The following is a 13757-nucleotide window of genomic DNA, read 5'->3' as shown; positions in this document are numbered from 1 at the left end:
GTATTAAAAATGCTTTTTACTATTCTGCAACCTATCAATTCAATAAGTGTAGGTTTCCACGAAAATATATAAAAATTATTTTCGCAATACTAATTCATATAAGTTTATAGAGCCATTACTTTTTTTACTTTGATAGAGCCTAAATACAATTTTATTTTCTTCTATTTGAATTGGGACTATTGATGATTTATAAGTATCCATAGAGAATAATGGCGTAGGAAAAACCGTAAAATTAACACCATCACTCGACAAAGCTAAATAAAGACTCTCACCATTAGACTTTGCTACAAGGCCAGTAGTCAAAAGCATAAAATAAATACCATTAACCTTTCGAACCTCTAAATGCCACGGGTCATTAGCAGGCCCCCATGGTCTATTAGAAAATTGACAGATATCTGTCTTTTTTTTATTAAACCCGGAAGTACTTGATATTGACTGGCGTCGCTCTACAAAACCAGATGTTTGATTTCCTTGGGACTCTATTGGATGTTTTTTCGAAGAGTACACCACGTCATAGCAGGTCCATAAATTCCCATCTTGCAAAACACTTGGGCTTGCAAGCATGGATTCGTTATCTGCACCTATATTATTTAGTGTAGAAAATAATTCAGCTCTCTTTGACCAATTTTGTCCATCAGCACTACTTCTGTAAACTACACTCCTTAATCCTCCATCACTGATGATCTTATTTGTCATATTATTACCCCTGTAATATAATTGTAGAGATCCATTTAAGGGCAACAAAGATGGATCACTCCAATATCCATTAGAAATATAACTCGGAGCAGGAGTATCAATAGGATTAACATTAGGCATTGGCTCTTTCCAATTAATACCATCATTAGAACAAAAAATATAAGGATTTTCAAAAGAAACAGGGTCTTCCAGTTTCATAATCATACCAAAGCAAGGACTAAGCGAAATCCAATATTTGTAATTTTTAAACCCTTCAGGGTAATATAATACGCTAGGATGTGTATATCCATTATTAGTAAGAGGAATACGGGGAGCGTTGTCTCCAATTATTGATGTTCTACGCCCAACACCGACAGAAGCAAAGGTCAATTGGGATTGTATTTGTTTCATACTTGATATGGAATATCCCAACACAACTTCATTTGTTCCTTTATTTATATTAGTTTCTTTATCTATATTGGTGTCTTTACCTATATTGTCTCTAGAACAAGCTACCATAAAAAAAGATATTATTATCAAAACGTAGTTTTTCCTCATTCTTTATTAATTAATTTTTGATATAAATCTATATACTTTTTAAAATTATCTTCTTCGTTATATTTTTTTTCTGCGCGTAGCCTGCAATTATTACTATAATAATCAGTTGTCTTTTTGTTGATTTTATTTATCGCTTCAATAACTAAATCAATATTCCCTTTTGGAACAACAACTCCCGTACTTTCGTCCAATATCTCCGGACTACCACCAACATCATATGTAACTACTGGGGTTCCACATGCTAAAGCCTCTATATTCGTTGTCGGAAAGGTATCTTCATAAGTGGGATTAAAAAATACATCGGCAACTGAATAATATTCTGCCAATTCCTCTATACTTTCAGTCTTTGTTATTCCAATAATATCTGGAGGTAACTTATTTATCTGCTCTTCGGTTAAACCAACCATTATTATTCTGTAACGATCATCCAATTTTTTGGCTAGTCTAAGAAAATCATCAATCCCCTTTCTCTTGTCCCATGTAGAAGCAACTCCTAAAATGATAATTTCTTTCGCAAAATTAAATTTTAATTTTAAAAAATTGCTTAAAATTGGCTTAAATTTTTCTAAATTAATGCCATTATTAATTAAAACCGTTCGAACTCCTTTAAAAAAAGACTTATTTACTTCTGACAAAATCCAAGACGAAGGAGAAACAATTGTTAAATTCTTAACTGAATTAAATAAATCTCTTTTTTTCAAGAAATTACTATAAGAATTATCTGTATAACTTTTGGGATATGCAGATATTAACTCACATCTATTACAGTGGGTTTGCCATTTTTGACAATCGATACTGACAAAATGTGAACAATGTCCCGTGAATGCCCAACAGTCATGAAAAGTCCAGACAATAGGGATATTTAAATTGGATAAATAATGAAAGAGAATTTCAATATTCAAATAATAACCGTGAATGACATGTAGTTGAATTAGATCAGGTTTTATTACATCAATCTCTTGTATTAATCTTTTTGTGGCTGTTTTTGATGCAAATCCATGTCTATCAAAGAAACGGGTCTTCAACACATGCATATATATATCAAATTTATCCCCTATTCTATATGTTTTAGAAAAACTACTAGGGTTACCATACCGTCCATAAGCAATATGACTTTCTCCATTCCCTATAACTATATACTTACCAATACTTTCAGCAATTCGTCCAGTTGATCCAGAATTGCTGACTACATTTAGTTGAAGAATTTTCACTTATTAATTTTATTATCTTTTACAACATTAGAATTATCTTTCTGAAATTGAAATTGTATTGAATTACTCACTGTATTTTGTGGGTTATTAATTATATTATTTTTAAATACATTACCATAAATATCATTACCCATAAAATTATTTACAGTCTTTTGCCCCGTAAAATTCAATATTGCTAAAGGTGCGTTCAATGTATTACCTGATATAATTATTCCATGTCCTGTATTTTGATCACGATACTGCATTAAAGGTTTGTTCTGCGAATAAATTGCATTCTTAGTATTTCCAAAAAAACCTTTGAAAACAACTTCTTGTATATTAGTAAAAATATTTTTTTGAATTATAACATTATTCAAATTAATTAAATAAATACCTGATTTCCTAACATTGCTAATTTTATTATTAAAGATTTTGGATCCATCTGCATAAGCAGCTACAATACCATACATCTCTGAGCCAGAAATACTATTATTTGTCGCCTGAACATTGGCAGATGCACCTAAAGAAATAGCGCCTTGCCCTAAAGTTTCTGACCGATCTGAATTACGCAAAACATTGGTTATAATATTTGAATCAACAAGTGAGCTATGAGATTTTTGTAAATAAATCCCCATGCCTTTAAATGTTTTGTTATTACCAATTTCACCAATATTACTGATCTTATTCCCGGTTATTTTAGTCCCGTTTAATGCATTATCAACATACTTAGATTCATATGCTATAATTCCATATGCTAACAAATTAGATATTGTATTATTTTCTATTGTATTATTTCTACCGTGTCCAATGATTCCAATACCAACCTTCAATATATTATTTCCATCAATTATATTTTTTCTAATGATATTATTCTCATGAAAATAACCGTCTCCAGAATATCCTAACAAGATTGCTGATTCATCACCATTCTTAGAAATATTGAATGCAGGATCTGAGATTATGTTATTTTCTATTATTGAATTTCTACAGCCTGTTTTTCCTTTCATATATAAGAAAATGGCATTTCCACTAATTTTACTAAATTTACTATTCCTAATTTTAGTATTATTACTTCCCATGACCAATATCCCATATCCTTCATAAAAAGAATTTGACGAAGTACCATTACCTATAAGTGTTAAATTTTTTACAGTAATATTATCATTTTGAATGAGTAAAAAACCATGTACATTATCTTTCAAATATATTACAGAACCTTTTTTAAACTCAAAAAGGATATTATCACTATTGGTGGACAATACATTATCAAAATAATATTTCCCAGATTCAAAAATAATCTTCTGTGGTCTATTAATTTTATTTTTCAAAATATTATTAATACTCGTAACATTTTGAGGCGTAATCTGAGAAACCAATGTATCTCCAACAACTTGTTGACTAAATAAAAAATCAGTCATAATAAGCATAAATCCAAGTAAATATTTCATGTTATTTCTTTTAACTTTTTTTATTAATATGTGATAATCTAAAAATTCATTTGTTCCTTTTCAGCTTCAATCTTCATATTCACACTCCTAATACTCTTCAAGGCAACTAAAAGTAGAGCTTTTTGCTAATAATGTATCAATGTTATTATAAAATTTGTTGGACTTGAACAAAATCCCGTAGATTTCTGCTTATTACTTTCCACATTAAAAAATGTCTTAGTCTAAAGTACTGTAAGCTTTGTAAGAATTCCCTATCTAATTTAGAGTAATTATTTGCCTGTTTTAATGCATGTAATCAAGTAACTATTCAAAAACTTAATCTAAAAAAATTATACTAAGGCTCAATATTAAAAAATAGCAGCAAATCTTAGGGTACCCATGTTCGATTTTTTTTAAAAAAATCTACTTGAAATGAGTTTTGAGGAGAAAGTTTCTGATGTTCTCATAATAATTCTCTCAAATATTCTTATTTTTAAGTCAATTCTTATTGATAATTTACAATTAAAACTTTTCCAGCTTCTCAGCATAATTCAGCTTATTGAATCACAAATCCAATTTAAATTAATTTGCATAAATAATTATCATGATTATTTCATTAATAAAGCTTTTTTGGAAATCTCACTATATGAAAAGTACTTTGCCGCTTCCATAGAGTTTTTCTTTAAGGTCTTATAAAATTCCTTATCATCCATAAGGGTGTTAATCCATTCAGACACGTGTTTATATTCACTGGGGTTATCAATAAGGATGCTATTTTCACAAACATTGATATGTTCCATTCCATTTATTCGCTTAAAAATAGTTGGAATTCCACAGGCTACAGCCTGCTCCCATAAAACAGAATGACTTCCAATAAATATATTTAAATCTGCAATTAAGAACAACTCATATATACCTTCAGGCTCTAACCATCCTATTGTAACAAATTTATTTGAGAACTTCAAATTTTCAATTTCTTCAAGAACATCGGGATAAATTGTACCAAATACTAAAAGCTTAATCCGCTCTTGATTTTCTATGAGATTAATAGCTTTTAATAATTCAATAAAGTTTTTGTTTTTGTCAATTTTCCCTCCTGTAACAATTACAAACTCACCATTAATACCGTACTTTTCTTTTACATTTTGAACATTAAGCTTCTTTTTAACATCCTCTATTTGAAAATCATCAGCTCCCAAAGGCAGTAATTGAATTCTATTTAAAGGGATGCCATAGACTTTATGTAAAAATTCACATCTAACCGGTGATACCCCAAAAATTAACTGGCTATAATTTACTAGGTATTTCGTTGTATATTTCCATAGTACTTTATGTAATATATTTAAAGAAAACCAAGATTGTCCACTATTGTAATAATCAGCATGATTATCAGCTATCATTCTTATATTACTATTTTTACAAAAATCAACTAGTTTTTTAACATCAACGAATTGCGTCCCGTGTACAAAAACAAATTCTGGATCAACTAATTTCAGCTGATTTTCAAAATCATGATATCGTCTTAGCTTTTTTATTCCTTTATGCTTTAATCGATAAATTGGGTATCCAAACTTTGAAATATATTTCCCAGGTTGAAGCTCGACTTCCACCCCCGTATCATTCAATGCCATTACTGTTGTAATGACAGATACTTCATGACCAAGTAGTCTATGATATTTAATCAGAGAATTCTCTTGGTATGCTAAATCCTCATTAAATTGGCTACATAAACAAACGTGTAAAACTCTCATTTTATTCTTTTAAAATAATAAAAACCAATAATAAAAATAAATCCTCCAGAGAATAAGGCTGTAAAAAGGCTCACATTTAACAAGATAAATGAGAAAGGCACCATCATCATGGTCATATAAACAATATTATCTTTGTTAATAAGTGATTTCCACAATCTAAGAATAAATCCAAAAAATACTGAAATCAACAATACTCCTAAAGTTCCAAAACCTGCATATCCATCTGTAGCCCAGAAATTTGCATTTGAGTTTGATTCTGTTTTAGGATCAAAAAACTTGCTTACTACTTTACCTAATGGTATATCACCATATGGATAAGAGTTAGCAAAAAAATTAACAAAATTGATATGCGTATAATAGGTTAAAGGATTAACCTGAAAAAACTTATCATATTGATCAGTTAACAAGCCTGTAATACCAAACGTTCTCATTAGAACTGTGGCTTTTAAATAAATCCAACTTTCTGGCAGAAGCATACAACCATAGATTAGAACAATAAAGCTAAGAGCAAGAGAATTATAAATAGACAATTTACTTTTTGTAATATAGTATGAAAATACGACCATTAGTGGAATAAAAATAGCAATTTTACTAGCATTTATTCCATAAAAAATCAAAATTGAAATAATACCTATAATTACATAGACTCTTTTTTTATTATATAAACCAATAATAATGATTAATGGTCCAATTAAATATGTATTCCAAAGCATTAAATAACCAATAATTGGTGAATCATATTTAACAGAAGCCCTGTGATCATAAACTTGATCAAATGAAACGAAAGAAATACTATCCCTAAAATAGATTGTGAGAATTAATAATACGACAATACCAATAATCAGAATACCTGTCGTATTTGCATTCTTATCAGGCTTATAATTAAATCCTTTCTTTATTGAAAATGAGCTTTTACATAAGTCAGGTATCCTGAATATTAACATGAAAGATATGAAATATACTGATCCTTTATATAAAAAATCAAGTATATCACTATAATGAAAGAAACAGGTAATTGTTATTGGAATATACAATAATAAGTAACAGAAAGTAAATAGCAACTCTAATAAATCATCCTTTTTATACAAAACTATCACCGGTAACAGAACGATTAAAAATAAAAGCAAATAAGATATAGCAGAGTGTTCATATGCCTTATATCCCATATAAGCAAATAGCTTATACAGAAATTCAAGATGAATATATATATATGCTATAGAATATATAATTGTAAGAAAAATTCTTTTTTTCATTTGACTTTTAAATTATAATATACATATACAACTACAATCGAAAACAACAAATTAAATCCAGAATATAGCATTAAGAAAGTCTTAAAATCTAAACCTGTTGAAATAAGATAAATAGTTGTGATACCTAGAAATAAAATTATATTACTATATAAAAGCACCTTTTTTTTTTCCAATATCACTGGAATACTTTGAAATGGGATTAAAATAAATTGTGATATCGCATAAAAAGTTAATATAATAACATAATTATTTATTACTGTCCACTTTCCTATGTGAATAAACTTATCAATATTTAACAATATAACAGCTAAAATTGGAAACATAATCAAAGCTCCTACGATTAAAAATAAAAGCATTGATTTTTTTTCTTTATTAAATTCATTAAATTCCAATGCGTGAAAGTGCTTAGCTAATTTAGCCTTGAATAGACCACTTGAAACAGAACTTATTAAAATAACAGGTAGGGTTAGAATCCTCACTGTAAATGAAAAAATACCAACTTCATTTTCTGAATATAAGTACATCAATACAATTGAATTCCCATACAATAGCAGAACTCCAATCGCAGACATTGGCAAAACAGTCGTAGGGAAAAATTTATTAAACTTAAAATCTTTAAAATAATCTGAAACTTTAAAAAGATCATATTTAAAAAATGATTTCCAAGTATATATTAAAACCAAAATACTTGAAAAAAAATAAGCTGAAATATATGAATACTCTAAACCATACGGATATTTGTACAATATAAAAAGCAAAGCTATGTTAACTGAGGCAACCAAAATTACCAATAAAGCATTAATTTTATGTTGATTTGTAAATAAAAAAATCTGCTGAAGCGATGCAAATAATGCAATTGAAATGGATAGAAAAAAAATGAAAACTAACTCAATAAATTCCAATTTAAAGAAGAAAAATAAAAAAGGTGAAGCAGCAATTGTAATGAAAAACGAAGTTTGAATCGACAATCTAAATCTATTTAAACAATCTCCCAAATCTTTTGCAATTGAAATAGATTGTTCAAACTTTAAAGTAGAAAGAGAACCGATGATTGATCCAAATGAAATAATATAATTAAATCTCCCATATAATTCAGGAGAAATATATTTTAAGACAATTAAACTTGTCAAGAGTGTAAGGCACTGTGAAATAAATGTCCCAAAATAAACAAATATATTACTCTTATTTATCATTAGAATTTCTGTTTATTTTAAAAAATTCAGCATTATTCTTGATTTTTTCGTCATCCCATTCCCACCATTTACTATCTTCCAGTAACCTTATAGTCTCTTTATCAAACCTTGGTTTGATGACTTTGCAAGGATTTCCAGCTGCAATACTATAAGAAGGAATATCTTTAGTTACTACTGAACCTGCACCAATAACAGCACCTCTACCAATTTTTACACCTGATAATATACTAACATTTGAACCAATCCAAACATCATCTTCTATAATAATATTCCCCTTGGAAACAACCTGAAGTTTTGAATCTTTATCCTTAATTAAATTAGATAAAATATTATAGGTTGTTGTTAAGTTAACATTATGATAGAATTCTTGAATAATAACATTTGAAGCAATTGAACAAAAATTCCCAATTTTCACTTCATTAATATTACTACAAATTCGAGTACTTGGGCCACTAATTGAGGTACACCTCCCTATTACCACATTTCCAAATATTAATGGGTTTTCAAAGAATGAAACCCTATCATGTAAAGTAACATTCTGACCACCAATATAGACCTTATCAAATGAGATTTTACCTATTCTATTTCTAACCATATACAATAAAGTTTTAGGGTATAAATTTGCCCTAAAACTTATTTTATTAGTTGTAAATAGCTTTACATATAAAATAATAAAAAAGTTAATTAATGTTTTTAGTATTGAATACATTCTATTACAATCTAGCATCAACATTAGATCTATCTAAACAAGCTTTTAAATCAAAAACAACAGACTCCTGTTTTTTCAAATTGTTTAAATCTAATTCCAGAAATTCATTATGTGATACGGCTACAATAATTGCATCATATTTTTTGTCACCCACCAATAAAGACAATATATCTACACCATACTCATGTTTCACTTCTTCCTTATCTGCCCAAGGATCATAAATATCTACATCAACCCCATATTCTTTTAATTCATGATAGACATCTACTACTTTTGTATTTCGTACATCCGGACAATTTTCTTTAAAAGTAACACCCAAAATTAATGCATTTGCTCCTTTAATAGAAATATTTTTGCCAATCATTAACTTTACCACCTTAGAGGCAATAAATTCAGCCACAGAATCATTAACACGTCTTCCTGAAAGAATCACATTTGGATGATAACCTAACTGTACTGCTTTATGAGCTAAATAATAAGGGTCAACAGAGATACAATGGCCTCCAACAAGACCAGGCTTATATTTTAAAAAATTAAATTTTGTTCCAGCAGCTTCCAATACATCATTAGTATCAATTCCAATCCTATCAAAAATCAAAGCTAATTCATTTACAAAAGAAATATTAACATCACGCTGCGCATTTTCAATTGCTTTGGATGCTTCAGCAACTTTTATATTGGCAGCCTTATGAGTACCTGCTTTAATAATACTTTTATACAACTGGTCTATTTCCTCTGCTATTTCAGGAGTAGAACCAGATGTTACTTTCATAATTGTGGTTAAAGTATTAATCTTGTCTCCAGGAACAATACGCTCAGGAGAATAACCTACAAAGAAATCTTTGTTAAATATTAAGCCTGAATTTTTCTCCAATACAGGAACACAATCTTCTTCGGTACATCCAGGATATACTGTAGATTCATAAATCACAATATCACCCTTTTTAATGACCTTTCCCAACATTTCAGATGCTTTAATTAGTGGAGTTAAATCAGGTGCATTATATCTATCGATAGGAGTTGGTACAGTCACAATATAAATTTGCGCAGTTGCTAATTCTTCTAAATCATGAGATGCGCGATACCCTTTAGTAAATCCTGATTCTTTTGCCAGAATAATACCGTTATTTAATCTTTCCAAGTCGGCTTCTAAAGTTCGATCTTTTCCAGAGTTAAGTTCATCAACGCGTTCTTTATTAATATCGAAACCTAATACCGGGAAATGTTGTGAAAATTCAATTGCTAAAGGTAATCCAACATAACCTTGCCCTATAATTGCTATTTGTTTCATTAAACTTTTTTATTTTTTCATTAGAATTTCTTTCTTAAAGTACTTAATTAAGAAAATTATATTTGAATATTTTAGGAAGTATTTTTTCTATTAGTCATGAAAATTAAATACAACTCTATAATATTTAAGCTATTAACATTATCTATATTAATTTCTTCCAAAACAAATCTTCTATCTATACTTTATCCTCAACGACAATTAATATGATATTCCTGGATTAAAATAATGGTAACATATTCTTTTTAAAATCTCTTCTATATTTATGAATAATTAAAAGTCTCAAAAAAGTATCTGGCTGACATCTAACTAAGCTTGGCAAAATTATTTAAAAATGGAATTATACTTTGTTAGAAATTGTTTAACATATTTTGAGAAGTTAATTCTCTGAATCTATAATTTCTCCATTATTGGTTTTGAAACAATTTAATTTAACATCATAAATTAAAAGAGATGCAAAACTCCAACAACCAAATTTCTAGTGCTACAATTTTATTAAAGATATTATAATCGATCTTTTATTTTTTCAATCCAGTTCTTTTCTTTGGTTCCATAACCATAACCATATTTATTTCCATATCCAAAATGATCCTTATCAACATCATTAAGAACTAATCCAACATTCTTCAGCTTATTTTCTCTTATATGATTATTAATAAACTCTATTAGACTTTTTTCTGTGTAGCCAGAACGTGTTACATATAAAGTAGCGTCTGCCATATCAGCAATAAGAAAAGTATCGGTTACTAACATTAGTGGAGCTGTATCCACCACAATATACTGATATTTTTGTCTTAGCTCTTCAAGTAACATTTCATAACGACCATTCGTTAACAATTCTGTAGGATTTGGAGGAATTGTTCCTGAAAATATTACATCCAAATAAGGATTAAAACTTGAAACATAAGTAATGTCCTCAACTTTAGTCTGATCAGAATATAAATATTCTGTCAATCCCTTCACACCTTTTCTTGCCTCATTATAACGCTGTAGTTGAGGGTTTCGTATATCGGATCCTATCAAAATTACTTTTTTCGATGGAGATGCCATCGTAAGAGAAAAATTAACTGAGGTAAACGTTTTCCCCTCTCCTTTTACCGTAGATGTAACAAAAATAACTTTACCCTCATCTTTTTTGGGCAATATAAAATTCAAATTTGTAATCAATATACGAAATGCTTCCGCCATCGGTGAAAGATCATTCATTTGAACAATATCAGGTTCACCTTTTTCTACCCTTGGTAATTCCGCTAATACAGAAACATCTGACAATTTATCCAGATCGTGTTTAGATCTGATTTTATTATTAAACAATTCAGAAATATAAATCACCAAAATCGGGATTAATATTCCTCCAATAAGTGCTCCAAGAAAAATCACAGGTTTTCTAGGAGAAACCGGTTTATTTGAAGCAAAAGCTTCATCAATTACCCTAGCTTTTGGCGCTGTAATAGCTTGAGAAACGGCAGCCTCCTCTCTCTTTTGTAATAATAAAAGATACAAATTCTCTTTAATCTGCTGCTGTCGTTCTATTCCTCGAAATATTTTCTCAATAGAAGGTAATTTTGATATTTTCCCTGCTACCTTATTTTGTTCACCCAAATATTCGTTCCGTGCTAACTCAAGTCCATTTTTGTTACGTTGCAAACTCTGAATAACCGAGGAGCGCATACTTTTAATCTGACGTGTAATATCAATTACAGTAGGGTGATCCTGGGTTGCAGACTCTAATAATCTATTACGCTGTAACACCAATTGATTATAAGTACTAATACCTGATGTTGCATCAGCACTATTTAAACCTACATTAGATGGTAGAACCTGATACTGTCCCTGAGTTGAAATATAACCAATCAGCACATTTGTCAATTCTAACTGAGCATCTATTTCTAATTGTTTAGCTCTAGCAGCTGCTGAACTTTCAAGACTAATTTTAGCTTCTGTCTCCAAATCAGTCACTTGATTATGGGATTTAAAATTTTCTTTCTGGTTTTCCACGTCTCCAAGCTCGACTGCTAATTTTTTCACACGGTCATCAATAAAGGCTAAAGTTTTAGTAGATTCAGTATTTTTATCAAAAATTGCATCTTTGTTGTAGGCTACCACTAATGCGTTAAGAACATCCTGTCCTTTCGATGTCAACGGGTAGTTAATTGATAAACCTATCACCGTAACATCCTTATTAATAAGGGCTACATTAATTTTGCTCTGAAGATCTTCTACTTCCATATCAAGCGAAGATATTTTCAGTTTTAATTCTTTACCACTTATCTCCTTAGTTAATCTAGGATTATATTTTGGATTCTTAACAATTATAATGTTAGCATAAGGAAGACTAATTGTTTTATTATATGATGTTAGAATCTCTTTATTCAACTCAGAAGAAGTGAGTTTTAGTTTATCCCCAATAAATTCGAGATGTAAAAGTTCTTTTGGAAATTTTTGATGAGGTTTTTCATTAATTACCTGCACTTCTATTGGTGATGTTTCTCCATATAACTCTCCTTCTCTAAATTTTCCTTCCGCATATATTGTTGTCTGTAGCTTTAGCCCACTTACAACATCTCGCATTAGTTTTTTAGATTTGAAAATCTCAATTTCATTATCTACACTATTGGTATTCATTCCAGAAAGTCCAGATAAATCCTGTAACAATCCCATTTCAGCACCTGCGGTTGAGGAATTACTTTTAACATCTTTGATAAGTACTGTCGATTTAACCTGATAAACAGGAGTTATATATCTTAATGTAAAGTAAGCAATAATCAATGCTAAAATAGTACATATAATAAACCATGGCCATTTTAGCAAATAAGGTTTAATTATTTCATGAATATTAAATTCTTTTTCCTGATTATATTGATTCTCTTTAAGAGTTGACATATAGTTTTATTTCAAAGATTTATATTTTATTTTTTTATGACAAGTGCCAAAATAGTTACCAAGATAGATGCAACCGAAATATAAATTGCAGTTTGAGGTCCGAATTTAGAAGCAGTTTGTCTTGTTTTATTCGGTGACACATAGATAACATCTCCCTGTTTCAATTGATAATAGGGAGAATCAATAAAATCAGAGCGTGTAAGATCAATACGAGCCTTTTCCATTTTACCATCTACAGTTCTGACTAATAAGACATCATTACGATTTCCGTAAATCGTAAGATCTCCAGCCATTCCAAGGGCGCTCATAAGCGTTGCCTTACCATCAGACATAACATATTCTCCCGGGCGGGCAACTTCTCCCATTAATGATACTTTAAAATTATTTAATTTTACACTAAGACTAGGATCTTTAATATATCGCGTAAGCTTCTGATTTAAAACTGTTTTAAATTCATCCAAAGTTATCCCTTTAGTATTAATCTTACCCAAAACAGGAAAATCAATATCACCATTCTCATCCACTATATACGTAGGACCAGAAGATGTAGGAAGAGATGTTGAAGTAGGCGGAACATTCCCAGAAATCTGACCTTGCAACATTTGTCCAGATGAATAATTTTGATTAAATGGTTTTACAACATCAATATCTGTTGCCATTACTGTTATAACAAGTTGATCTCCTGACTGAAGGGTACTTTTTTGTTTTACGAGTGCCATTTCAGTTGCTTTCTGGTCAATATCCTGCATATAATTCACATTACTTGTATTACATGAAAAAAAGAACAGACTTGGAATTAGTAGTAAAATAAATTTTTTAAACTTCATCAT

At 29.6% G+C, this 13757-nt stretch carries 10 protein-coding genes; all 10 read right to left on the bottom strand.

What is annotated here, in order from left to right; all coding sequences use genetic code 11:
* Positions 1 to 75 precede the first annotated feature (75 nt).
* The 10 genes from C8J95_RS14815 to C8J95_RS14770 all read right to left on the bottom strand — a co-directional run bounded on the left by C8J95_RS14815 (position 76) and on the right by C8J95_RS14770 (position 13754).
* The gene (locus tag C8J95_RS14815) at positions 76 to 1233 is read right to left on the bottom strand and encodes a hypothetical protein (RefSeq protein ID WP_107809527.1); all 1158 of its coding nucleotides are present in this window, start codon (positions 1231 to 1233) and stop codon (positions 76 to 78) included.
* Positions 1230 to 2444 (bottom strand): glycosyltransferase, encoded by a 1215-nt coding sequence (locus C8J95_RS14810; protein WP_107809526.1) that lies wholly within the window; start codon positions 2442 to 2444, stop codon positions 1230 to 1232. The genes C8J95_RS14815 and C8J95_RS14810 overlap by 4 nt, the downstream gene beginning before the upstream one ends.
* On the bottom strand, positions 2441 to 3871 hold the full coding sequence (locus C8J95_RS14805) for a right-handed parallel beta-helix repeat-containing protein (protein WP_107809525.1): 1431 nt from the start codon (positions 3869 to 3871) through the stop codon (positions 2441 to 2443). Before C8J95_RS14805 ends, C8J95_RS14810 begins: the two co-directional genes overlap by 4 nt.
* 587 nt (positions 3872 to 4458) lie before the next feature.
* Positions 4459 to 5601, bottom strand: coding sequence for a glycosyltransferase family 4 protein (locus tag C8J95_RS14800; RefSeq protein WP_107809524.1), 1143 nt, complete (start codon positions 5599 to 5601; stop codon positions 4459 to 4461).
* Positions 5598 to 6854 carry a hypothetical protein gene (locus C8J95_RS14795; protein WP_107809523.1) on the bottom strand — a complete coding sequence of 419 codons (1257 nt, stop codon included), beginning with the start codon at positions 6852 to 6854 and terminating at the stop codon, positions 5598 to 5600. Before C8J95_RS14795 ends, C8J95_RS14800 begins: the two co-directional genes overlap by 4 nt.
* Complete coding sequence (locus tag C8J95_RS14790; protein WP_107809522.1) at positions 6851 to 8047, bottom strand: oligosaccharide flippase family protein; 1197 nt, start codon at positions 8045 to 8047, stop codon at positions 6851 to 6853. The genes C8J95_RS14795 and C8J95_RS14790 overlap by 4 nt, the downstream gene beginning before the upstream one ends.
* Positions 8037 to 8642: a CatB-related O-acetyltransferase gene (locus C8J95_RS19130; protein ID WP_107809577.1), complete on the bottom strand. Its 606-nt coding sequence runs from the start codon at positions 8640 to 8642 to the stop codon at positions 8037 to 8039. Before C8J95_RS19130 ends, C8J95_RS14790 begins: the two co-directional genes overlap by 11 nt.
* A 118-nt stretch (positions 8643 to 8760) precedes the next feature.
* On the bottom strand, positions 8761 to 10047 hold the full coding sequence (locus tag C8J95_RS14780; protein ID WP_107809521.1) for a nucleotide sugar dehydrogenase: 1287 nt from the start codon (positions 10045 to 10047) through the stop codon (positions 8761 to 8763).
* 501 nt (positions 10048 to 10548) lie between these two features.
* Positions 10549 to 12927, bottom strand: a complete 2379-nt coding sequence (locus C8J95_RS14775; protein WP_107809520.1) for a polysaccharide biosynthesis tyrosine autokinase — start codon at positions 12925 to 12927, stop codon at positions 10549 to 10551.
* A gap of 26 nt (positions 12928 to 12953) precedes the next feature.
* Positions 12954 to 13754, bottom strand: coding sequence for a polysaccharide biosynthesis/export family protein (locus C8J95_RS14770; protein ID WP_107809576.1), 801 nt, complete (start codon positions 13752 to 13754; stop codon positions 12954 to 12956).
* Between the last annotated feature and the right edge of the window lie 3 nt (positions 13755 to 13757).

Source organism: Elizabethkingia sp. YR214 (genome assembly GCF_003058195.1).
Lineage (GTDB): Bacteria > Bacteroidota > Bacteroidia > Flavobacteriales > Weeksellaceae > Elizabethkingia.
This window is presented reverse-complemented; position numbering and strand designations above follow the sequence as displayed.

Bases quoted from the DNA above. Each gene is read 5' to 3' on its own strand.
- C8J95_RS14815 (WP_107809527.1), bottom strand. From the start codon at position 1,233: ATGAGGAAAAACTACGTTTTGATAATAATATCTTTTTTTATGGTAGCT.
- C8J95_RS14805 (WP_107809525.1), bottom strand. From the start codon at position 3,871: ATGAAATATTTACTTGGATTTATGCTTATTATGACTGATTTTTTATTT.
- C8J95_RS14800 (WP_107809524.1), bottom strand. From the start codon at position 5,601: ATGAGAGTTTTACACGTTTGTTTATGTAGCCAATTTAATGAGGATTTA.
- C8J95_RS14795 (WP_107809523.1), bottom strand. From the start codon at position 6,854: ATGAAAAAAAGAATTTTTCTTACAATTATATATTCTATAGCATATATA.
- C8J95_RS14790 (WP_107809522.1), bottom strand. From the start codon at position 8,047: ATGATAAATAAGAGTAATATATTTGTTTATTTTGGGACATTTATTTCA.
- C8J95_RS19130 (WP_107809577.1), bottom strand. From the start codon at position 8,642: ATGGTTAGAAATAGAATAGGTAAAATCTCATTTGATAAGGTCTATATT.
- C8J95_RS14780 (WP_107809521.1), bottom strand. From the start codon at position 10,047: ATGAAACAAATAGCAATTATAGGGCAAGGTTATGTTGGATTACCTTTA.
- C8J95_RS14775 (WP_107809520.1), bottom strand. From the start codon at position 12,927: ATGTCAACTCTTAAAGAGAATCAATATAATCAGGAAAAAGAATTTAAT.
- C8J95_RS14770 (WP_107809576.1), bottom strand. From the start codon at position 13,754: ATGAAGTTTAAAAAATTTATTTTACTACTAATTCCAAGTCTGTTCTTT.